Raw genomic sequence first — 22,622 nt, 5'->3', positions numbered from 1 at the left:
CGGGAATTCGCGCCATTTCGGTTTGTTTTTTCATTCAAAGGAGTAGTCTCATGGCAACACGTGCAGAACAAATTGCAGCATTAGAAAAAGACTGGGCAGAAAATCCCCGTTGGAAATTGGTAAAACGTGGTTACAGCGCAGAAGACGTTGTACGTCTGCGTGGTAGCTTGCAACCGGAATACACCATCGCCAAACGCGGTGCGGAAAAATTGTGGGACTTGGTGAACGGTGGCGCGAAAAAAGGCTACGTGAATGCGTTTGGCGCGATCACTGCGGGTCAAGCGATGCAACAAGCCAAAGCTGGTTTGGAAGCCGTTTACCTGTCAGGCTGGCAAGTGGCTGCTGACGGCAACACCTCAGAAACTATGTACCCTGACCAATCTTTGTACGCATACGACTCAGTGCCAACCATGGTTCGTCGTATCAACAACACCTTCAAACGTGCGGATGAAATCCAATGGTCACGCGGCATCAACCCAGGCGACGAAAACTTCGTTGACTACTTCTTGCCGATCGTTGCTGACGCAGAAGCAGGTTTCGGCGGCGTATTGAACGCATTCGAATTGATGAAAAACATGATCGCCAATGGCGCGGCAGGTGTTCACTTCGAAGACCAATTGGCAGCGGTTAAAAAATGCGGTCACATGGGCGGTAAAGTATTGGTTCCAACCCGTGAAGCCGTAGAAAAATTGATCTCTGCACGTTTCGCAGCTGACGTCATGGGCGTACCAACCATCGTATTGGCACGTACCGACGCAGAAGCAGCCAACTTGTTGACCTCTGACTACGACGACAACGACAAACCATTCTTGACAGGCGAGCGCACTCAAGAAGGCTTCTACCGCGTGAAAAACGGTTTGGAACAATCCATCAGTCGTGGTGTTGCCTACGCGCCATACGCTGATTTGGTATGGTGTGAAACAGGTGTACCTGATATTGGCTTCGCACGCGAATTCGCACAAGCCGTATTGGAGAAAAATCCGGGTAAATTGTTGTCATACAACTGCTCACCATCATTCAACTGGAAGAAAAACCTGACCGATGCACAAATCGCGACCTTCCAAGAAGACTTGGCAGCATTGGGTTACAAATACCAATTCATCACATTGGCCGGTATCCACAGCAACTGGTACAACACATTCAAGTTTGCACACGCATACGCACGTGGCGAAGGTATGCGCCACTACGTCGAAATGATTCAAGAGCCAGAATTCGCCGCTCGTGAACAAGGCTACACCTTCGTGTCTCACCAACAAGAAGTGGGCGCAGGTTACTTCGACGACGTGACTACTGTGATCCAAGGTGGTTCTTCAAGCGTCAAAGCATTGACTGGTTCTACCGAAGAAGAACAATTCCACTAAATCGAATTGGGCATGTCCCTATTTATTAAAGCGGAATGAAAACCACCGGCGGCGACGTCGGTGGTTTTTCACATAACCCCCACTCATTTGATACCATACCCGCATGAATCACGCCTACAAAAAATGGATCACACTCATCGGCATCATCCTGCTACTGGCTGCCGCATGGTTCGCCGGCGCGTACCAACAAAACCCCTATTGGCACAAACAATGGTGGCAAAGTTTCAAACAAACCGTATCACAGCGTGGCAATAATGCCCAAGCACAAATTGAGCAACAAACCCTACAAACCGAACAACAAAACAGCGCGCGCAACACTATTCAAGGCGACAGCATCCACCGCCTGATACGCTATCCGGGCAAACAAGCCGTACCATGCCCCGCGCAAACCGAGCGCACTTGGGTACTGTTCATCAGCGGCCAGTCCAACTCCGCCAACCACGCCGGACAACGCCACGCGACCCAACACGGCGACCAAGTGCTCAACTACTTTGACGGCCAATGCTACCTCGCTCAGTCGCCGCTACTCGGCGCGACCGGATTAGAAGGCGAATCATGGACGCTGCTCGGCAATCTCGCCATCGAACAAGGCCTCGCCGATCGCATCATCATCAGCACCAATGGTGTCGGCGGTTCTTCAGTCGAACAATGGCAGCAGAATCCACCGTTTTACCAAGGCATGCAGCGCGCGCTCGACAGCCTGCAAAAAAACTACCGCATCACCCACATGCTCTGGCATCAGGGCGAATCCGACTTCATCAAACAAATGTCTGCTGAACAATACCAACAGCGCTTCACCGCCATGCTCGAAACCCTGCGTCAACGTGGTATGAATGCTCCGGTCTACATCTCCATCACCTCACAATGCTGGATGAATCCACTGTGGCGGGAAGACAACGCCATCCGTAGCGCACAAAAATCACTGATTGCGAATACATGGAATGCGCGTGCAGGCATAGACACGGATTTACTGCTCAATGAACTTGATCGCTTTGATAACTGCCACTTCGGTGCATCGGGGCAGGAGAAGTTTGCCAAGGAGTGGTTGGGCGTTCTAACAAAGCCTTAGTGACTCTTAAGGCTTATCTGGTCTGATTATAGTGGAGAGAGGTATATATTTTGAAAAGCATCAACATACAATCATTATTGCAAGCAAATGTTTCATTGGAAAAAAATGTTTTTGAGGGCTTTGTAAAGCATTATGGTATAGAGATTAGAGATGCAGAGCTAGTTGATATGATGGATCTAGTTGTTTGTGTCAAGGCTTTACAGCCTTCTATCAAAGTATTTGATAAGTTTTATGTGGGATATAAAATCCCACAGATTGGCAAAGAGTTTGATTTGTTACGATTTAGTGAGGATTCTATAATAAATATAGAAATTAAACGTAAGTGTACGGTGGAAGAAATTAGAAAGCAGCTAATAAGAAATAAGTATTATCTTAGCTTTATAGGTAGAGAGGTGTATAGTTTTTCTTTTATATCGGATTCTAAAGAGTTATATTTTTTAACAAGCAAGAGCGAGATAGAGAAAACAACGTTTGAGGTTCTAGTAAAATTACTGAACCAACAGATGGCTAATGATAGTGAAATTATTGATGAGTTATTCAATCCTTCTGATTATTTGGTTTCTCCATTTAACACTACTCGAAAGTTTTTAAATAACGAATATTTTTTAACGCATCAGCAAGAGGAACTAAAGACTAAAGTTATTGAATCTTTAAATTCATCAGAAATAGCCAAATTTATTTCGATTACAGGTGGCGCAGGAACTGGGAAAACCTTATTAATATATGATATTGCGAAACAACTTAAAGAAAAGGGAAAGAAAGCATTGATTATTCATTGTGGATATCTCAATGATGGACAGGAAGAACTAAGATCGAATGGGTGGGAAATTACCCCGATAAAGCATTATTCTCAAGCTCAATTTATCGATTACGATTTGGTTATTATTGATGAAGCGCAACGTTTGCGTAGCTATCAATTGAATGAATTTATTGAAAAAATAAAAGTCAACAAAGGGAGATGTTTGTTTTCCTATGACAAACTCCAGACGTTAGCAAATTGGGAAGAAGAGAGAGATATAAGTGCTCAAATTAACTCTATCGAGTCGATTGTCAAATATAAACTCTCGGATAAAATCAGGACAAATAAAGAAATCGCTGTTTTTATTAAAATGTTATTCAATAGAAATAGAGTTTTAACAATAACAAACAAAAATAACATTGAAATAAACTACTTCAATAGCACTAAAGATGCCAAGAGTTATCTTGAAATACTTGATGGTAGGGTAATACCCCCTAAAAAAGCCAGCACCTAAAAGTAGAACCCTTTAAACTAACCCAAAGGAGTTTTACATGAAAGTATCCAAATTCAGCGACAGCCAAATCGCCAGCATTCTAAAACAAGCCGAGTCAGGCGTACCCGTACCCGCACTGTGTCGTGAGCATGGCATCAGCAGTGCCACCTTCTACAAATGGCGCAGCAAATACGCAGGCATGGACGCAAACCTCATGAGCCGCCTCAAAGCCTTAGAAGCCGAGAACACGCGCCTGAAAAAACTCTATGCCGAATCCCAGCTGCACACCGACATCCTCAAGGAGTGCCTTGCAAAAAAGTAAGCGCGTCATCTCGTAAAGAGATGGCGCAACAACTGCACAACGATAAAAACATCAGCATCCGTGCGTCCTGCGAACTCATGAGTATCTCAGAAAAACGCTTTCGCCACATCCCAACGCGCGCGCAAGCCAACGCCATGATAGCCGCTAAACTGATCGAGTTGACCACCACCAAAGGACAAAACACATGGGGCTTTCGATTATGCTACCTGCACATCCGCAACGTCTTGGGCTGGAAATACAACCACAAACGCATCTACCGCATTTACTGCAAACTCGGGCTCAACTTGCGCCTGATTCCCAACAAACGCCTTGACCGAGAAACACCGCAACCACTCGAAGTGCCCGACGCAATGGATGTGACGTGGTCAATCGACTTCACCCACGACAACCTCGAGGATGGGCGCAGCATCCGCTCATGCAACGTCATTGACGACCACAACCGAGAAGGGTTGTTGGCAGAAATCAACTTCTCAATCCCCGCAACCACGCTGACGCGCTATCTCGACCAACTCATTGAATGGCGTGGTAAACCTCAAGCGATACGCTCGGACAACGGCCCTGAATTCATCAGCCACCACTACCAACAATGGGCGCAAAAGCACGACATTAAACTGCTCTACATCCAACCTGGAAACCCACAGCAGAACGCCTACATTGAACGCTTTAACCGAACCATGCGCTATGAATTGCTCAATCAGACATTATTTGAGTCACTCGAACACGCTCAAATCGAGGCGACACAGTGGCTGTGGTGTTACAATAACAACCGTCCTCATATGTCGCTCGGTGGATTCACTCCAGCGCAAACGCGTATGATGGCTTTAACAAACTCACGCGTCCTGCACTAAACGCAGGACTTGTGTTGATTCTACTTTTAGATGCCGCCCTTTTAGGGGGTATTACCAAACCACCTAATTAATTTAAAGGGTTTATGGAGTATATAAAATTGTCATACCATCATCTTAACTTTGAAGATCGTACTGCATTAATGCTTGAGTCAAGAAAAGAAGGCTTTTCAGCCAGAAAATTTGCTGAACTCATTAAAAGACATCCTAGTACGATCTATCGTGAGCTTAAAAGAAATAGCATCAATGACGTTTATCAAGCTCGATATGCTTCTGATAACACCTTCGCTAGACGTAGACGTGGTCACAGAAAACTCAAAATCGATTCAATCCTCTGGAAATTTATTGTTGAAGCGATCCGTTGTTTATGGTCTCCTCAGCAAATAGCAAAACGTTTAAAGACATTTCCTGATTTGGATCAAACAATGAATGTAAGCCATACAACGATTTATTCAACGATACGAGCATTACCAAAGGGTGAGTTGAAAAAAGACTTATTATCCTGTCTGCGTCATGAAAATAAAAAGCGAAAAGCTAACGGTGAACCTAAAAAAGATTCTATATTACAGGATATTAAAACTATTCATGAGCGCCCAGCCGAAGTTCAAGAAAGAAAAATACCGGGTCATTGGGAAGCTGATTTAATTAAAGGTAAAGACAATAAAAGTTCGATAGCAACACTTATTGAACGAAATACACGGCTCTGTATCTTGGCAACATTACCTGATGCAAAGGCAGAATCAGTGCGCAAGGCTTTAACTGAAGCTCTGAAATATTTACCTGCAGAACTGCGTAAAACGTTGACCTATGACCGTGGACGCGAGATGGCAGAACATAAAATACTTGAAGAAGATTTAGGCATAGATGTATATTTCTGTGACCCACATTCACCCTGGCAAAAAGGCACATGCGAAAATATGAATGGTTTAATTAGGCAATATTTACCTAAAGGGATTGATTTAAATCAGGCAGATCAGCATTATTTAAATCAAGTTGCCATGTCACTGAATACTCGTCCTAGAAAAGCGTTAGATTGGCTTACACCATTAGAGAAATTTGCTCAGCTTGTTGATTATCATAAGACTTTTCAAACTGTCGCACCTCATGTTTGAATTCGCCTGTACAAAGGTATATACTATTATTTAGAAAAAAGTTGTTGCTAACAATATTTTTTTATTTGTCTTTAGGGGGGCGATAAATTGGGCTTTGAAAATTCAAGTATTTTGGAAAAAAGTAAAAAATCTGAGCAGATTTTTATTAATAAAAAAATACAGGCAAGGGCTGTTGAGTCAGATCTTAAAATGGTTAAGCAGACTATTAAGCTTTTGTCGGAAGGTGGGGTAAGTGCATTTACTTTAGAAGCTGTTGGAGTGAATGCAGGATATAGCCGAGGCTTAGTCACACGTCGTTATGGCTCTAAAGATAAATTGTTAATTCGTGTTTTGGATTATTTGGAAAATTGGCTTAATGAGAAATCTAAATTATCTACTAAAAATAAATATGGTTTGGATGCGATTAATAGTTTGCTTTTAAATGTGGCAGATGATGTTTATGTCTATCGTGAAAAATATCGTGCTTATTTTTGGTTGAGATTTTATGGGTTGGAATCAAATAAAGCTTTAAATGAATATCTTGTTAATTCACAGAGTGTGCGTGAATCAGATAATATTAAATGGTTGAAAGAAGCTTTGGTTTTGGAGCAGTTGTCTCGAAATGTTGATATTGAAATGGTCGCAGATTTTATTATGACTTCTTTAATGGGGCTGGTACATAAATGGATGGTCGATCAAAATTTTAATATTGAACTGAGATTAAGGCAGTTGGTTCATGTGCATTTAAAAAATATGTTCAACCATTCACATTTATATCATGCTGTAAATTATTGGGGGGAATGAGGTTATGCAATTCACTTCTTTAAAATGGATGTGTGTCGTATTGACATCAAGTCTTGTGGGTTGTTCTCAAATAACGCCTCTCCCAGAACATCAAGTGGCTCTGTCTCAAACATATCCATTGCAAACTCAAGGTAACTACCAAGTCTTATCTTGGGACAATTATGTTAATGATCAGCAGCTAATTAATCTTGTTGATTTGGCATTAGTGTCCAATCAAGATTTAAAAATTGCTTCATTACGGATACATGAAGCACAAGCAGCATATGGTATCCAACGTGCGGAGCTTTTCCCCAATATTGGCGGGAATGCAGGTATGGAACGTAATCATGTGCCTGCCGATTTATCTTATGTTGGCCGAGAAATGACGACCAGCCAGTATTCTGTTGGTTTGGGTATGAACCAATGGGAGCTGGACTTATGGGGGCGTATACGCAGCTTGAATGAAGCAGCTTTACAGCAGTTCTTTGCAGTAGAGAGTAATGTGCAAGCGGTACGCAACAGTCTTATTCAGCAGACAGTTCTAAGTTATTTAACACTTTCTGAACTAGACAAACGCATTTATTTTGCTCAGCGCTCTGTACAGAATTATGAAAAATCAGTACGAATTTTTAAGCGCCGTTTTGAGGTGGGTGCAGGCTCTAAAGTGGAATACATGCAAGCAAAAACAATGCTCAGTAATGGTCAAGCTTTAGTGGCTGAATTACAGAAATCCCGTGCACTGACTGCAAACTATTTAGTGCAATTGGTGGGACAGCCGATTTCTTTGCCTAAAACAGATTTAGATCAAGTGACTTTTAAAACAAGTATGCTACAAACGGGTTTGCCTTCAGACTTATTGTTGAACCGTCCTGATATTCATGCTGCGGAAGCAATGCTTAAATCTAAGCATGCCAATATCTATGCGGCACGCGCAGCATTTTTTCCACGTATCGCACTGACGGGCAGTTTTGGAACAGCCAGTGCAGATTTAGACGATTTATTTAAATCTGGCAGCAGTGTTTGGTCGTTTGCTCCTAGTATCAGTGTGCCTATTTTTACTGCGGGTCGTCTAAAAAATAATTTGACCTTAGCAGAAGTGCGTAAAGAGATTGCAGTGGCAGAGTATGAAAAGACGGTACAGAACGCATTCCGTGAAGTCTCTGATGCACTGGTTCAACAGAAATATTTAGATCAACAATTACGGATTCAGAAACAAGGACTCAGTGCTTTCCAGGAAACTGCACGGCTGGCACAACTGCGTTATGACAACGGTGCTGTGGGATATTTAGACGTTTTGGATGCACAGCGCAATTTACTTAGTGCAGAACAGCAATTGATTGAAACGCAAAGTAGCTTAATGCAGTCCTATGTCAGTCTTTATTTTGCCTTGGGTGGTGACACCGCATTTGCAAAAAAAATTTAAAATATTGGGTAATTAAACATGAATTTTAAGAAAATAACCATTGCTGGGTTCATCGTTGTTTTAGGGTTGGTCGCTTATCTGATCTGGAAAAATATGAATAAGCCAGACACTGATGCCTTAGTCAGTGGCAATGGACGTATTGAAGCCACTGAAATTAACGTATCTAGTAAGCTATCTGGCCAGTTAGAAGAAATTTTGGTTAAAGAAGGTGACTTTGTCGAGCCTGGTCAAATCTTGGCGCGGGTTAAAATTTCGACTTTAGAAGCCCAGTTACGTGAATTGGAAGCACAACAGCGTCAAGCCCAGGATGCGATTGCGACAGCGGAAGCACAAGTGGCGATGCGGATCAGCGAAAAAGCCGCCGCTGAAGCCATGGTACAACAGCGTGAAACAGAACTGATGGCGGCTAAAAATCGTTTAGCGCGTACCGAAGTTTTAGCCAAAGAAGGCGCATCGTCCAAGCAACAACTGGATGATGAACGTGCCGCAGCACAGCAAGCCATTGCGGTATTAAGCGCAGCCAAAGCACAGGTACAAAGTGCCCAAGGGGCAATTGTTGCGTCTAAAAGCCAAGTGTCAGCCGCACATTCTCAAGTCGATGCCATCAAAGCCTCGGTGGAACGGATTAAATTTGATATGGATGATGCACAGTTACGTGCACCATTAAAAGCACGTGTTCAGTTCCGTGTCGCGCAGCCGGGTGAGTTGGTGGCAGCGGGCGGGCGTGTGCTCAATCTGATTGATTTATCTGATGTGTATATGACGTTCTTTTTGCCTGAAACCGTTGCAGGTAAAATTGCTATTGGAACAGAAGTACGTATTGTATTGGATGCTGCGAAAAATGTGGTGATTCCAGCTACAGTGTCTTTTGTTGCCGATACTGCACAGTTCACACCAAAATCGGTGGAAACGGAAAGCGAACGTCAAAAACTGATGTTCCGTGTTAAAGCGAAAATTGATCCAACTTTATTGAACAAATATATCGAACAAGTCAAAACAGGTTTGCCAGGTGTGGCATATATCAAAATTGATGATCAGGCAGCTTGGCCGACATTTTTAGAGAACACAGTTAAATGATGACACAACAATCTGAAAAAGGATCGGTTGTTGCAGAAATTGAAAATGTTAGTCTGAAATATGGAAAAACGGTTGCACTGAATCAAGTGTCGCTATCCTTACCAGCAGGCTGCATGATCGGTTTAATCGGTCCAGATGGGGTGGGGAAATCCAGTCTATTGGCTTTGCTGTCAGGGGCGAAAATTGTACAGCAAGGTCGCTTAAAGGTGTTGGGCGGTGATATTGCCGATAAACAACACCGTACCCGTGTTTGCCCACATATTGCCTATATGCCGCAGGGTTTAGGGAAAAACCTATATAAAACTTTATCGGTTGAAGAGAATTTACAGTTTGTGGCACGTCTGTTTGGGCATGATGCTGCCGAGCGACGCAAACGGATTGATGATCTGACCAAAAGCACAGGCTTGTACAATTTTCTCGACCGTCCTGCGGGTAAATTATCGGGTGGGATGAAGCAGAAATTAAGTCTGTGCTGTTCTTTGATTCATGATCCCGATTTTCTGATTTTAGATGAGCCGACCACAGGGGTTGACCCTTTGGCACGGGCGCAATTTTGGGAACTGATTAACCGCATTCGCAAAGTTCGTCCACAGATGAGTGTTATTGTTGCTACTGCTTATATGGATGAAGCACAAGGCTTTGACTGGCTGGCGATGATGGATGATGGGCAGATTTTAAAAACTGGCACACCACAAGAATTATTGACTGAAACGCAATGTAACAGTTTAGAAGATGCTTTTATTCAACTATTGCCAGAAGAAAAAAAGCTCGGCTATGAGCCTGTGGTGATTCCGCCTTTACCTGACTACGGTTCAGAAAGCTATGCTCTTGAAGCGCAAGATTTAACAGTGAAATTTGGTGATTTTACTGCGGTAGATCATGTTAATTTTAAAATTAAGCGTGGTGAAATATTTGGTTTCTTAGGCTCGAATGGTTGTGGTAAATCCACCACCATGAAAGTGCTGACGGGACTTTTAGAAGCCTCAGAAGGTCAGGCGTGGCTGTTTGGTGAGCCTGTAGAGGGCAACAATATTGAAACTCGTCGCCGTGTCGGCTATATGTCGCAGGCATTTTCCCTATACAGCGAGCTGACCATTGTGCAGAATTTGGTCTTACATGCCAAATTATTTCATGTACCAAAAGAACAGATTGAGCCACGTGTACAGCTCATGCTGGAGCGTTTTGACCTGGAAGAAGTCAAAGAAAAACTGCCCGATGATTTGCCTTTGGGCGTGCGTCAGCGTTTATCACTCGCAGTGGCACTGGTGCATAATCCTGAAATTTTAATTCTGGATGAACCAACATCTGGGGTTGACCCGATTGCGCGTGATAATTTCTGGCGCTATTTAATCAATTTGTCGCGTAATGATGGGGTCACGATCTTTATTTCAACTCATTTTATGAACGAAGCGTTGCGCTGTGACCGAATGTCAATGATGCACGCTGGACGAGTGCTTGACAGTGCGTCACCAGCACAGCTGATAAAAAACCGCCATGCTGAAACACTTGAAGAAGCTTTTATCGGTTATTTGATTGATGCTGGTGCAGGCACTAAAGATCAGCCCAATGATTTGGCGAAAAGTATTGCTGAAACAAATGGCAGTAAAGAACTGAATGCCAAGCCAAAAAAATTCAGTTTGCGCCGGTTATTGAGTGTTGCCTGGCGTGAATCTTTGGAGTTGGCGCGTGATCCGATTCGCGCCACCATGGCTTTAATGGGGTCATTAATTTTACTGCTGGTCATGGGCTACGGCATCACCATGGATGTTGAAGACCTCAAATTCGCTGTGTTGGATCGTGACCAAACGAGCTTAAGTCAAAACTACAGCATGAGTATTGCAGGGTCGCGTTATTTTATCGAACAGCCAGCGCTGCAAAGCTATGATGATATTGATCAGCGTATGCGTAGTGGGGATATTTCCTTGGCGATAGAAATTCCGCCAAATTTTGCTCGTGATGTTGCTCGTGGTGAACAGGTGCAAGTCGCTGCGTGGATTGATGGTGCGATGCCACAGCGTGCAGAAACTGTGCAAGGTTATGTGCAGGGGATTCACACGTATTGGCTGATGCAAAAAGCATTGGAACAAAGTGGTTATAAAACATCTAGTACTGTGAGTGTTGAAACTCGTTACCGCTATAACCCAGATATTAAAAGTTTACCTGCGATGACCCCCGCAGTATTGCCTTTATTATTACTGTTGATTCCTGCCATGTTGACTGCTTTATCTGTGGTGCGAGAAAAAGAATTAGGTTCGATTGTGAATTTGTATGTCACACCAGTGACGCGGACAGAATTTTTAATTGGTAAACAGATTCCATATATCTTGTTGGCAATGTTGAACTATTTCCTTATGTGTTTGGTCATGGTTACTTTATTTGATGTACCTGTAAAAGGTAGCTTCTTTGCTCTGACCTTAGCTTCTTTTTTGTTTGTAATTTTTGCCACAGGTATGGGCCTATTGGCATCTACTATTACCAAAAGCCAGATTGCTTCAATGTTTTTAGTCATGATTGGGACTTTGATACCAGTTATGCAGTTTGCTGGAATTATCAATCCTGTATCGTCTTTGGATGGGTTTGGACGCTGGTTTGGGGAAATTTATCCGGCAACGCATATGGTCAATATCAGTCGTGGAATTTTTAATAAAGGTTTGGGCTTTGATGATTTGAAACAGGCCATTTGGATCATGGCCATGGCTGTTCCGGTAGTAATGTTTGCTGCTATTGCCTTGCTGAAGAAACAGGAGCAATAAGATGTTCACAAAATTACAGAATATCTACCAGCTCGGCTGTAAAGAGCTTTGGAGTCTCTGGCGCGATCCAATCATGTTGGTGTTAATTATTTACACCTTTACCATCTCAGTATATACCGCATCAACAGCGGTCAAAGATACCTTGAATATGGCACCGATTGCGATTGTGGATGAGGATCACTCTACCTTGTCGGAACGGATTTCTTCAGCCTTTTATCCGCCTAATTTTATCAGTAAAACCACCACGCTTGGCACGATGGATGCAGGCATGGACGCAGGTGAATTTACCTTTGCGGTCAATATTCCGAGTAATTTCCAGTCGGATGTACTGTCGGGTGATGCAGCAGAAATTCAGGTTAATGTGGATGCAACCCGAATGACCCAAGCCATGTCTGGCGCAGGTTATATTCAGCAGATCATTCAATCTGAAGTAAATGAATATGTACTTCGCAATCGTGAAATTAGCCAGCTACCGATAGATTTGGCAATACGTTCCCGTTTTAATCCAACACTGGAAAATCAATGGTTTATGAGTGTCATGCGGATTATTAATAACGTGGCAATGCTTTCAATTATTCTGACTGGTGCAGCGCTGATTCGTGAACGTGAGCATGGCACCATTGAACATTTGATGGTGATGCCAGTAACGGTATTTGAAATCATGATGTCCAAAGTCTGGTCAATGAGTCTTGTGGTATTGATCGCAGTATTTGTTGGCTTAAAAGTCGTGATTCAGGGTGTATTGCATGTCCCGATTGATGGTAGTTTGCCGCTCTTTTTCTTTGGCGCCTTACTCACACTGTTTGCAACCACTTCGATGGGTATTTATATGGCCACCGTGTCGAAATCTATGCCGCAGTTTGGTTTGTTAATGATGCTCGTATTGATTCCGATGCAAATGCTATCAGGCGGCTCAACTCCACGTGAAAGTATGCCGGAAATTGTACAGCACGTGATGATGATTGCCCCAACGACGCATTTTGTTTCCTTAGCTCAAGCCATTTTATACCGCAATGCTGGATTTGATGTGGTATGGCCATCTTTTGTATGGCTGTTAGGTATTGCAGTGGTATTTTTCTATATATCGTGGAAACGCTTTAAAGACACCATTCATACCATGGCTTAACAATTTCCTTTTGGCAGGCAGTGTCCATCCCTTAAAAGACTGCCTGCTTTTTTTATTCAGTAATGAAAACATGATATTCATTGCATATTCTGGGGGTGCTCTGGTAATACCCCCTAAAAAAGCCAGCACCTAAAAGTAGAACCCTTTAAACTAACCCAAAGGAGTTTTACATGAAAGTATCCAAATTCAGCGACAGCCAAATCGCCAGCATTCTAAAACAAGCCGAGTCAGGCGTACCCGTACCCGCACTGTGTCGTGAGCATGGCATCAGCAGTGCCACCTTCTACAAATGGCGCAGCAAATACGCAGGCATGGACGCAAACCTCATGAGCCGCCTCAAAGCCTTAGAAGCCGAGAACACGCGCCTGAAAAAACTCTATGCCGAATCCCAGCTGCACACCGACATCCTCAAGGAGTGCCTTGCAAAAAAGTAAGCGCGTCATCTCGTAAAGAGATGGCGCAACAACTGCACAACGATAAAAACATCAGCATCCGTGCGTCCTGCGAACTCATGAGTATCTCAGAAAAACGCTTTCGCCACATCCCAACGCGCGCGCAAGCCAACGCCATGATAGCCGCTAAACTGATCGAGTTGACCACCACCAAAGGACAAAACACATGGGGCTTTCGATTATGCTACCTGCACATCCGCAACGTCTTGGGCTGGAAATACAACCACAAACGCATCTACCGCATTTACTGCAAACTCGGGCTCAACTTGCGCCTGATTCCCAACAAACGCCTTGACCGAGAAACACCGCAACCACTCGAAGTGCCCGACGCAATGGATGTGACGTGGTCAATCGACTTCACCCACGACAACCTCGAGGATGGGCGCAGCATCCGCTCATGCAACGTCATTGACGACCACAACCGAGAAGGGTTGTTGGCAGAAATCAACTTCTCAATCCCCGCAACCACGCTGACGCGCTATCTCGACCAACTCATTGAATGGCGTGGTAAACCTCAAGCGATACGCTCGGACAACGGCCCTGAATTCATCAGCCACCACTACCAACAATGGGCGCAAAAGCACGACATTAAACTGCTCTACATCCAACCTGGAAACCCACAGCAGAACGCCTACATTGAACGCTTTAACCGAACCATGCGCTATGAATTGCTCAATCAGACATTATTTGAGTCACTCGAACACGCTCAAATCGAGGCGACACAGTGGCTGTGGTGTTACAATAACAACCGTCCTCATATGTCGCTCGGTGGATTCACTCCAGCGCAAACGCGTATGATGGCTTTAACAAACTCACGCGTCCTGCACTAAACGCAGGACTTGTGTTGATTCTACTTTTAGATGCCGCCCTTTTAGGGGGTATTACCGTAGCCAATGGGAAATCTTGCGATTTACACCATCTAGATTTGGCAATGAGTATCACAAGCAATACTCAGAGGAATCCAAAAAGACATCACATCAAATAATTGGTCAGGAATTTGATGGTGTAGTTGTTACTATTGATAGATATTTTTCTTATAACAGTGAAGGGAAGTTAATTTATCAGGCCAAAGCATTTTACGATCCTCCAAAAATGTTGTTTCAAAATATTACGAGGTGTAGAAAAAAATTAAATTTGGTCATCATAGATAATCAAGAGTTATTAAACAGATGTTTAGCCATTTTACAATAATTGTTATAGCAAGGAGGGTGGGTAAATGTGATTGGCCCACCATTTTTTATGTACTCTCATTTTGATGATAGGCGTGCTGTAGGCACATCACTTAAAGAATCGTTGATTTCGCATGGTACAATTCAGGCCTTCTTTTCGACTTAACTCAACTTGGCATTCATGAATTCTCGAACTACTTCCCAGCTCGGCATTTTGTACCTTATTCCCAATACCCTCGGCGTATATGGCACGAATGGTGCGCAAGATACTTTGCGTGCGGTGTTGGCGCCGCAGGTAGTGGAGACGACCGGGCGTTTGCAGTATTTTGTGGTGGAGACGGCGAAGGTGGCGCGGCAGTTTTTGAAAGCCGCAGGTACGCAGACGCCGTTGCAGGAATTGCATCTGACGGAACTCAATGTGAAAACGCCGGATGCGGTGGTGAAGGATATGCTCGCGCCGATATTGGCGGGGCATGATGTGGGTTTGCTCTCGGACGCCGGTTGTCCGGCAGTCGCTGATCCGGGCGGGCGCTTGGTCGAGGCGGCGCATGCGGCGGGTGTGCGCGTGATGCCTTTGGTCGGGCCGTCGTCATTGCTGCTGGCGCTGATGGGCAGTGGTTTGAATGGGCAGAAATTCGCGTTTCACGGTTATTTACCGATTGATGCAGCGGCGCGGTTGAAAGAGCTTAAACGTCTGGAGTCTGAGTCGAAAACCCATGCGCAGACGCAGTTGTTCATCGAAACGCCGTACCGCAATATGCAATTGTTGGACACTTTGCTCAAAACGTTAAATGCGAGTACGCAACTGTGCGTCGCCGCTGATTTGACCTTGCCATCCGAAACGATTCGTATGCACCGCGTTGGCGAGTGGCAAAAGCGTTTGAAACAGGGGCAGGGCTTGGAGCTGAATAAGCGTCCGAGTATCTTTTTATTCTTGGCTTAATTCTTTTTGCTCATCGCATATTCTCATCCCGAGCACGATGGCTCGGGTATAATGTCGCCCTGTAATTAATTGAAATAATTGAATAATTTAGAGTTGATTGTGAAAAACATCGTTATTTTAATCTCGGGTGGCGGCAGTAATATGAAAGCCATCGTGCAGCACGCGCAACGGCAGGCGTGGGAGGCACATGGTTTGGCGCGTATTGCCGCCGTGGTGAGTAATCGTGCGGATGCAGCTGGTTTGGCGTTTGCGCAGGAACAGGGCATTCCCACCGTGGTGCTCAGTCACAAGGATTTTGCCTCGCGAGAGGCGTATGATGCGGCATTGATGGCGAAAATGGATGCGTTTGCACCGGATTTGCTGGTGTTGGCGGGTTTCATGCGGATTTTGACGCCCGAATTCACAAATCACTATGCGCGCCGCATGTTCAACATTCATCCGTCGATTTTGCCCAATTTCAAAGGTCTGCACACGCACGAGCAGGCGCTTGCGGCGGGCGTGAAGGTACACGGTGCGACGGTACACGGTGTGACCGCCGAATTAGACCACGGGCCGATTGTGATGCAGTCAAGCGTGCCGGTGCTGGCCGATGATACGTCGGATACGCTGGCGGCGCGGGTGTTAAAGACCGAGCATCGGATGTATCCGCAGGTGGTGCAGTGGTTTGTTGAAGATGGTTTGATTTGGGATGAGGCGGGTATTCGCCTGCATCCGAAATTGGGCGCGCCGGCGCAGTGGGTGTTTGGCTAACCCACGTCCGTCAGTGTGGCGATACCGCATTTTGGCCACATTAATCCAGTATGATGCGAACCATTCGGGTGTGCCGTCAATCAGCGTCATCACCCATAGATATAGACGCAAATTCAAGCCATGGGCGCACCTATTTGGAGGATGGCGCCCCACTAAAAATAACGAAAGCAGAACATGACTGAAGCAAAGAAAAAATCCTACAGCAAAAAGCCGAGCAAAAAAGAACGCTTGGCCGCTGAACTGGCGCAAAAAGCCGCGAAAAAGCAAGAACAAGAGCGCGTGCAGTCCGGCGGCGTATTTGTGCGTGCCGATGGCGTGGCGGTGAGTGCCGTAGCGTTGGCTGCGCGGCGCCAGGCACTGGAAACCGCGTTGGCCGAGGCAAATGCGGGCGAGCCGACGTATGCCGAGCGTTACCCCGATTCGAGCGCCCGAAATAAACATTCGACTGGCAAAAACCCGCGCGGCAGATCAGGCAGTAAAACCGACGCCAGCCCGAGCATTCCGAAAATTGCCGCTTCGACCGAGGCGGGCAAGCGTTTGGCGCAATGTCTGTGGAGCGCGCAGGTGCTGTTGCTGGATGTGTTGCAATTTGAAACGGCGGCGGACAAACAGGTATCGAGTTTTTTACGCGCTCACAAGGAATTGGGCGCGCGCGACCGTCACATCGTGGCGGAGACGATTTATGCGATCTTGCGCCATCGCCGCGTGTTCGCGCATTTGGCGCAGTCCGGCTCGGGCGCGCTGGGGCGGCGCTTGGTTTTGCTCGGTGCGCAAAAAGTCGTGGATTTGCCGAGTTTGCAGGCGGCCATTACCGAGGAAGAATTCGTTTGGTTGCAAGAGGTGTTGAACGCGCCGGTGGATAGCCTGTCGGCAGCGGTGCGCAGCAATTTGCCCGATGAATGGTTCGAGGCGCTGGTCGCCGCGTATGGCGAGGAGCAAACTTTGCAACTGACCTCCGCCTTGAATCAGTCCGCGCCGCTGGATGTGCGCGTGAACACGATCAAGGCGAGCAAAGCCGAGGTCGTGCAGGCGTTTGAGCATGCAGGCATTGATGCGCTGCCCTGCGAAATGGCGCCGTTGGGCTTGCGTTTGCTGAAAAAACCGTCTTTGCAAAAATTGGATGTGTTCACCTCGGGTGCGATTGAGGTGCAGGATGAAGGCAGCCAACTACTGACCCATTTGCTCGGGGCGAAACGGGGCGAGATGGTCGCCGATTTTTGCGCGGGCGCGGGCGGTAAGACGTTGGCGATTGGCGCGATGATGCGCAACACGGGGCGATTGTATGCGTTTGACGTGGCGGCGCACCGTTTGGCCAAACTCAAACCGCGCTTGGCGCGCAGCGGCCTATCGAACGTGCAAACCATTGCCATCGAAAGCGAAAGAGATCAAAAAATCAAACGCTTGGCAGGTAAATTTGACCGCGTTCTGGTCGATGCACCGTGCAGTGGTTTGGGTACTTTGCGCCGCAATCCCGATTTGAAATGGCGCCATGGCGTGGACAGCGTGGCGCGCCTGAGTCAATTGCAGGGCAGCATCTTGCGCAGTGCGTCGCGTTTGGTTAAAGACGGCGGTACGCTGGTGTATGCGACCTGTAGTGTGTTGCCCGCTGAGAATCAGGACGTGGTGAATGCATTCTTGGCCGAGCATCCTGAGTTTGAGCGCGTGTCGGCGCGAGATTTATTGCTCGCGCAGAAAATTGATCTGCCGGAGGATGCCGAGCGTGAGGGTTATTTGCAGTTGTTGCCGCATTTACACCGTACCGATGGCTTTTTTGCCGCGTATTTGCGTAAACGCGTGGCCGACGTGAAAAAGGATTGAACATGCGTTGGGGCGCGGTGAAATACCTATTGATGGGATTTGCGCTGGCGGGCGTGGGCTTTGCTGTGGGTGCCAAGTGGCAGGGCAATGGCTTGGGCGCTGCCGATGTGTTCAATCAAACGGCGGTCAATCCGACAGCACCGCATGAAGCGAGCCTCACGGTAGCAAAAAATGATGCGTCCCTCAGTTTGAATCCGAGGGAGGGCGCCGAATCCGCGACACCGTCCAGCGCGAATGCCGCACCCGCTGCATCGGCGCAAGTGACTGCGTTGTTTGCTCCCGAAGACCAGATTCAGCGCACCTTGATCGGCATGATCAACAATGCGCAGCGCAATATTTTGGTACAGGCGTACCTGCTCACCGATGACACGATTGCCAATGCCTTGATCCGCGCACACAAACGCGGTGTGAATGTAGAGGTTTTGCTGGATGCGCAAATGGTCAGCAATGCGCGCGGTTCGGACGGGGTTCGCTTGTACGAGGCCGGTATTCCGGTGCGCCTGGAAACGCGTTATGAAAATGCGCACAACAAAATCATGATTTTCGATCACGATACGGCCAATGCCGCCGTGGTGACCGGCTCGTATAATTTCACCTACGGTGCTCAGCGCAGCAATGCGGAAAACGTGGTGATTATCCGCCAGTCGCCGACGGTGATTAAGCGCTATGTCGATAATTGGCGTGCACACGCCGCCGATGCGGTGGCGTATGCGGGCAATCCGGTATCGTGAGTTGACGTATGTCGAGTATTTGAATCACAAAAAACAGGGAGTTCCAACCATATGACAGGTATTGAACAAACATTGAGTAAACAAGCGCCAGCAGTGAACGGCGTGAACGAGCTGCTCGCACAAATTACCCCGACCTCCATGGCGGTGACGGCGTTAATCATTGTGCTCGGTTATGGCATTACTTGGTGGGTCAAACGAATTTTTAGTGAACGCGATTTGCAGCATAAAGTACCGAATTGGGTCAATATTTTGATGCGCATGTTGCTGCCACTGCTGCTGTGGTTATTCGCGCATGTGGCGATGGAGGTTTATCATCAGCAGGAGCTTTCCGCCATCTGGTTTGAGTTCTTGGCGTGGTTGTTCGGTGCGTGGTTCATGATTCGGCTGTTTTTGTATGTAGTGCGTCGGGCGCTGCCTGCGGGTGCAGGCCGCTCTACCATCGAGCGCTCTGCCATGGTGTTCATCTGGGGCATCATGTTTCTCGATTACATCGGTAAATTAGACGGCGTATTGCGAAAACTCGACAGTTGGAGCGTGACGCTCGGTAAAAGCCATATCTCGGTGCTCGATTGCCTGACGCTGGTGTTGACCTTGATGGTACTGTGGCTGATCACACAGTGGCTATCGCATGAGATTGAAAATGCCTTGCTGAATCGTCCTAAGGGGCGCTTGGCCGAGATGGATTTGTCCGCGCGCATGGTGTTGGTGCGCTTTCTCAACGGTATTTTGCTGGTGGTCGCAGTTCTATTCAGCTTATCCGCCGCAGGCATTGATTTGACGATTTTGTCGGTGTTCGGCGGTGCGCTCGGTGTCGGTATCGGTCTGGGGCTGCAAAAAATCGCCAGTAACTATGTGTCCGGCTTTGTGATGCTGCTTGAACGCGGTATTCGCATCGGTGATTTGATCAGCACCTCCGACGGCACGCGCGGGATTGTGCGTACGATCAATTCGCGTTATACCTTGATCGAAGGGCCGAGCGGTGACGAGATTTTGATGCCGAATGAAAATCTGGTGATCAATAATGTGGTGAACTGGACGCTGCGCGATAAGAAAAATTGGCTCAGCACACAAATTCCGGTGAACTACGACATTGATCTGGAATTCATCATGGAGAAAATTGCGCAGGCGGTGGAGGGGCTACCGCGTGTGGCAAACGATCCGCCGCCGCGCGTATTGCTCTCATCGATCAGTGATAAAGGTTATATTTTGGAAATCACTTGGTGGCTGATTGATCCAGAGAATGGTCGTTTGGCCGTGATTTCGGATGTGAACTTGGCGGCGTGGCGCGTGCTGCGTGAACACGAAGTGGATGTGTTTACGCTGCGACCGGTGCAAAAACCAGTCGCAGAGGAGTCGGTACCTTCGGCGCATGATGCACCCGCGTAAAGTAGGAATATATGAACGGCTGTAAACGTTTGATCGTGCGTTGCATGAATGATGCGACGCATGATCTGCCCGATGTATTTGGCGATGTATCAGGCGGTATTCGATGAGCGAATACCGCTTTTTTACGCCATAGAACCACGTCACATCATGCGGTTTTTACGCTGAGCGGCGATTGAAATGCGTTACAATGCCGACATATTGAAGAAAGAATGTACATGGCACAAAAATTATTGTTTGGTTTTCATGCGGTGCAGGCGCGTTTACGCGTGGCGCCGCGCAGCGTGCAAGAAGTCTACGTGGAGCATAACCGCGCGGACAAACGCATGCAAAACTTCATCGGTATGCTCGCGCAGGTGCGGATTGAGCCGCGTTTGGTGGAGCGTCACCGTTTAGACGGCTTGGTCGGGCATTCGCGTCATCAGGGCGTGGCCGCCTTGGTCGAAGATATGCCGTTGGCGCACAGTTTGGACGATGTGTTGGAAAACGTGTCCGGTGCACCATTTTTACTGGTTTTGGACGGCGTGACCGATCCGCACAATTTGGGGGCGTGTTTGCGCGTGGCCGATGCGGCGGGCGTGCATGCGATGATTGCACCGAAGGACAAGGCGGTCGGAATCAACGCCACCGTGGCTAAAGTCGCCTCGGGCGCGGCAGAGCATGTGCCCTACATCATGGTGACGAACTTGGCGCGTACTTTGCGTGAGATCAAGGAGTACGATATTTGGGTGGTCGGCACCGACGATCAGGCGGAAAAAAGCCTGTATCAAACGCAGGTGGCTGGGCCGATTGCTTGGGTAATGGGCGCCGAGGGCGAGGGCATGCGCCGCTTGACCCGCGAGCATTGCGATGAGCTGGTCAATATCCCGATGGCCGGCTCGGTATCGAGCTTGAATGTCTCGGTCGCTTCGGGCGTGTGTTTGTTTGAAACCGTGCGTCAGCGCGGTGTGGCAAAATAAGCCTAAATCCATGCAATTTGGGTAAAATAAGGCTGTTTAATTATTTTTAGAAGGAAAGCATCATGCGTTTGGATCCCTTACAGCAAAGCGATGATATTGAAGATCGCCGTGGCACATCATCGGGCGGTGGCATTTTGGGCAGTGGCGCAGGGCGCATCGGCATTGGCGGCATGATTTTGGCAGCGGTGGCGTATTTTGTATTCGGCATCAGCCCGACCACGACCTTGAGCACGGTCAGCGCGATCAACAGCATGACCGGCGGTTCGGAAGCCTCATCGACCGGCAGCAAAGGCTTGCGCACGGCGGATGAGCAGGCGGTATTCGCCTCCAAAGTATTGCAAAGTACCAAAGAGGTGTGGAATGAGGCTTTTGGTGGCAAATATCCTGCGCCGACCATGGTGTTGTACAACGGCCGCACGCAGACGGCCTGTGGTCTGGGACAAGCGGCGGCAGGACCGTTTTATTGTCCGGGCGATCAAAAAATTTACCTTGATTTGTCCTTTTTCAAAGAGTTGGAACAGCAAATGGGCGCGGGCGGCGATTTTGCCCAAGCCTATGTGATTGCGCATGAAGTCGGCCACCATGTGCAGTATGTGACCGGCATTGAAGGCAAAGTCAGTGCCATGCGCAACCGCGTGTCCGAAGCGCAGGCGAACGCCTTGTCGGTGCGTATGGAATTGCAGGCGGACTGCTACGCAGGTGTTTGGGCGGCACGCGCTCATCAAAAGTACCAGATTTTGGAAGATGGTGACATTCAAGAGGGCATGAATGCCGCACATAAAATCGGCGACGACTATCTGCAAAAAAGCTCGCAAGGCTACGTCGTGCCGGATAGTTTCACCCACGGTTCGTCCGAGCAGCGTATGCGCTGGTTCAAACAGGGCTTGCAAAGCGCCGATCCGAATAGCTGCAACACTTTCACCAATCAGGCAGTTTAATCACGACTGAGCCTTCATTATCCGAATGAATTGGCTGCGGTTGTGAAAAACAGCCTTGAATTCTTGCCCTTTGCCCTTATGTACAACACATTGGCGCAAAGGGCAATTTATTTGGATGCTTCACATCAAATGAATGCTAGCAGCACGAATGAGATGCGTGCCGAAATGGCAAAAAAGCATTACACTGTCAATAGGAAGCACGGAACAACCCAAACCAGTCTGCGTTCTGAGCAAAAAGCATTCAGAACGCGGCGCAGGATAGGGGTCGTAGTCGTTCTACGACAGCCCCTATGTTGCAACAAAGTTCTGGGTGTTTTTTGCCAGAACCCTTCGGGCTGGTGATGGGCGCGTGATTAACTTTGTTGTGACGCTTGTCTAGGGAATGACCATAGACTGC

17 protein-coding genes and 2 pseudogenes are annotated in these 22,622 nt (G+C 47.2%); all 19 read left to right on the top strand.

The window, feature by feature from the left end; all coding sequences use genetic code 11:
• Positions 1-50 precede the first annotated feature (50 nt).
• Entirely contained in the window at positions 51-1,361 is a 1,311-nt protein-coding gene (gene aceA / locus ACZ41M_RS06100) for an isocitrate lyase (protein WP_464732013.1), read from the top strand.
• Positions 1,362-1,464: 103 nt separating this feature from the next.
• Positions 1,465-2,430: a sialate O-acetylesterase gene (locus ACZ41M_RS06095; protein WP_464732014.1), complete on the top strand. Its 966-nt coding sequence runs from the start codon at positions 1,465-1,467 to the stop codon at positions 2,428-2,430.
• A 50-nt stretch (positions 2,431-2,480) separates the two neighbouring features.
• Positions 2,481-3,683 carry an ATP-binding protein gene (locus ACZ41M_RS06090; protein WP_464732015.1) on the top strand — a complete coding sequence of 401 codons (1,203 nt, stop codon included), beginning with the start codon at positions 2,481-2,483 and terminating at the stop codon, positions 3,681-3,683.
• A gap of 37 nt (positions 3,684-3,720) precedes the next feature.
• Positions 3,721-4,832, top strand: a pseudogene (locus tag ACZ41M_RS06085) (IS3 family transposase).
• An 83-nt stretch (positions 4,833-4,915) separates the two neighbouring features.
• A complete protein-coding gene (locus tag ACZ41M_RS06080) occupies positions 4,916-5,941 on the top strand; it encodes an IS30-like element ISAba125 family transposase (protein ID WP_010326927.1) in 1,026 nt (341 codons plus the stop codon).
• Positions 5,942-6,028: 87 nt separating this feature from the next.
• Positions 6,029-6,724, top strand: a complete 696-nt coding sequence (locus ACZ41M_RS06075; RefSeq protein ID WP_464732016.1) for a TetR/AcrR family transcriptional regulator — start codon at positions 6,029-6,031, stop codon at positions 6,722-6,724.
• Between the two features lie 4 nt (positions 6,725-6,728).
• A complete protein-coding gene (locus ACZ41M_RS06070; RefSeq protein ID WP_464732017.1) occupies positions 6,729-8,126 on the top strand; it encodes an efflux transporter outer membrane subunit in 1,398 nt (465 codons plus the stop codon).
• A gap of 18 nt (positions 8,127-8,144) precedes the next feature.
• Positions 8,145-9,203 (top strand): HlyD family secretion protein, encoded by a 1,059-nt coding sequence (locus tag ACZ41M_RS06065; RefSeq protein ID WP_004907097.1) that lies wholly within the window; start codon positions 8,145-8,147, stop codon positions 9,201-9,203.
• Complete coding sequence (rbbA, locus tag ACZ41M_RS06060; RefSeq protein WP_464732188.1) at positions 9,203-11,956, top strand: ribosome-associated ATPase/putative transporter RbbA; 2,754 nt, start codon at positions 9,203-9,205, stop codon at positions 11,954-11,956. The genes ACZ41M_RS06065 and rbbA overlap by 1 nt, the downstream gene beginning before the upstream one ends.
• Position 11,957: 1 nt before the next feature.
• Positions 11,958-13,082: an ABC transporter permease gene (locus ACZ41M_RS06055; RefSeq protein WP_005001588.1), complete on the top strand. Its 1,125-nt coding sequence runs from the start codon at positions 11,958-11,960 to the stop codon at positions 13,080-13,082.
• 170 nt (positions 13,083-13,252) lie between these two features.
• A pseudogene (locus tag ACZ41M_RS06050) lies at positions 13,253-14,364 on the top strand (IS3 family transposase).
• Positions 14,365-14,437: 73 nt separating this feature from the next.
• Complete coding sequence (locus ACZ41M_RS06045) at positions 14,438-14,725, top strand: hypothetical protein (protein WP_464732018.1); 288 nt, start codon at positions 14,438-14,440, stop codon at positions 14,723-14,725.
• Positions 14,726-14,884: 159 nt separating this feature from the next.
• Positions 14,885-15,646 (top strand): SAM-dependent methyltransferase, encoded by a 762-nt coding sequence (locus tag ACZ41M_RS06040; protein ID WP_464732019.1) that lies wholly within the window; start codon positions 14,885-14,887, stop codon positions 15,644-15,646.
• A 99-nt stretch (positions 15,647-15,745) separates the two neighbouring features.
• Positions 15,746-16,396, top strand: a complete 651-nt coding sequence (purN, locus tag ACZ41M_RS06035) for a phosphoribosylglycinamide formyltransferase (protein WP_464732020.1) — start codon at positions 15,746-15,748, stop codon at positions 16,394-16,396.
• 537 nt (positions 16,397-16,933) lie between these two features.
• Entirely contained in the window at positions 16,934-18,214 is a 1,281-nt protein-coding gene (locus ACZ41M_RS06030; protein ID WP_464732189.1) for an RsmB/NOP family class I SAM-dependent RNA methyltransferase, read from the top strand.
• 2 nt (positions 18,215-18,216) lie between these two features.
• A complete protein-coding gene (locus ACZ41M_RS06025) occupies positions 18,217-18,945 on the top strand; it encodes a phospholipase D-like domain-containing protein (protein WP_464732021.1) in 729 nt (242 codons plus the stop codon).
• Positions 18,946-18,996: 51 nt separating this feature from the next.
• Positions 18,997-20,331, top strand: a complete 1,335-nt coding sequence (locus tag ACZ41M_RS06020) for a mechanosensitive ion channel family protein (protein WP_464732022.1) — start codon at positions 18,997-18,999, stop codon at positions 20,329-20,331.
• A 215-nt stretch (positions 20,332-20,546) separates the two neighbouring features.
• Entirely contained in the window at positions 20,547-21,287 is a 741-nt protein-coding gene (gene rlmB / locus ACZ41M_RS06015) for a 23S rRNA (guanosine(2251)-2'-O)-methyltransferase RlmB (RefSeq protein ID WP_464732023.1), read from the top strand.
• A gap of 62 nt (positions 21,288-21,349) precedes the next feature.
• The gene (gene ypfJ / locus ACZ41M_RS06010; protein ID WP_464732024.1) at positions 21,350-22,225 is read left to right on the top strand and encodes a KPN_02809 family neutral zinc metallopeptidase; all 876 of its coding nucleotides are present in this window, start codon (positions 21,350-21,352) and stop codon (positions 22,223-22,225) included.
• Positions 22,226-22,622 lie beyond the last annotated feature (397 nt).

The organism is Puribacter membranae (assembly GCF_055380425.1).
Note: the sequence above shows the minus strand (reverse complement) of the source record. Positions and strands in the feature narration are given on the sequence as shown.